General features: G+C 54.4%; 1 rRNA gene (only partly in view). It reads right to left on the reverse strand.

What is annotated here, in order from left to right:
* A 23S ribosomal RNA gene (locus tag FPZ45_RS25095) occupies positions 1–1,534 on the reverse strand; it reaches 1,395 nt to the left of the window's first position.
* Between the last annotated feature and the right edge of the window lie 13 nt (positions 1,535–1,547).

The following is a 1,547-nucleotide window of genomic DNA, read 5'->3' on the forward strand; positions in this document are numbered from 1 at the left end:
CCCTCTCACTGCTTGGACGAGCACATCCATCGGCTCGCGTCGTTCCCCTCCTGCGTCCCCCCATCGCTCATAACGGATTACGGTGGTACAGGAATTTCAACCTGTTGTCCATCGACTACGCCTTTCGGCCTCGCCTTAGGTCCCGACTTACCCTGGGCGGACGAACCTACCCCAGGAACCCTTAGGCTTTCGGCGGACAGGATTCTCACCTGTCTTTTCGTTACTCATACCGGCATTCTCACTTGAATGCAGTCCACCAGTCCTTCCGGTCTGACTTCAACCCGCATTCAACGCTCCCCTACCCAAGACACCTAAGTGTCATGCCATAGCTTCGGTGGTGTGTTTAGCCCCGTTACATTTTCGGCGCAGAGTCACTCGACCAGTGAGCTATTACGCACTCTTTAAATGGTGGCTGCTTCTAAGCCAACATCCTGGTTGTCTTCGCAACTCCACATCCTTTCCCACTTAACACACACTTGGGGACCTTAGCTGATGATCTGGGCTCTTTCCCTCTTGACGACGGATCTTAGCACTCGCCGTCTGACTCCCGAGTATACATCTATGGCATTCGGAGTTTGACTGGACTTGGTAACCCTTGGCGGGCCCCGCACCCAATCAGTGCTCTACCTCCATGATGCTCTTACCTCGAGGCTAGCCCTAAAGCTATTTCGGGGAGAACCAGCTATCTCCGAGTTCGATTGGAATTTCTCCCCTACCCCCACGTCATCCCAGAGCTTTTCAACGCTCACGAGTTCGGGCCTCCAGTGCGTGTTACCGCACCTTCACCCTGCACAGGGGTAGATCACACGGTTTCGGGTCTACGACCACGTACTTATTCGCCCTATTCAGACTCGGTTTCCCTTCGGCTCCGCCTCATCAGCTTAACCTTGCACGTGAACGTAACTCGCCGGTTCATTCTACAAAAGGCACGCCATCATCCCTAGATCGGACTCTGACTTCTTGTAAGCGCACGGTTTCAGGTTCTTTTTCACTCCGCTCCCGCGGTGCTTTTCACCTTTCCCTCACGGTACTGCTTCGCTATCGGTCGCCAGGGAGTATTTAGCCTTGGCAGATGGTCCTGCCGGATTCCCACGGGGTTTCACGTGTCCCGCGGTACTCGGGATCCGTCTCGGAGAGAGGACACTTTCGGTTACAGGGCTTTTACCTTCTTTGGTGGGCCTTTCCAGACCTCTTCGCCTAATGTCCTCTTTTATCACTCCATGTGAGACGTCCCACAACCCCAGGGAGCAAGCTCCCTGGTTTGGGCTAATCCGCTTTCGCTCGCCGCTACTGACGGAATCACTGTTGTTTTCTCTTCCTCAGGGTACTTAGATGTTTCAGTTCCCCTGGTATGCCTCCAACGACCTATGTATTCAGTCGAGGGTAACTGCGCATTACCGCAGCTGGGTTTCCCCATTCGGAAATCTCCGGATCAAAGCTCACTTACAGCTCCCCGAAGCATATCGCTGTTCGTCGCGTCCTTCATCGGCTCCTGGCGCCTAGGCATCCTCCGTGCGCACTTATTAGCTTAACCATCGCTCCGGTAT

Origin of the sequence: Cohnella terricola (genome assembly GCF_007786475.1) — a bacterium.
In the GTDB taxonomy this organism is placed as follows: Bacteria; Bacillota; Bacilli; order Paenibacillales; family Paenibacillaceae; genus Cohnella; species Cohnella terricola.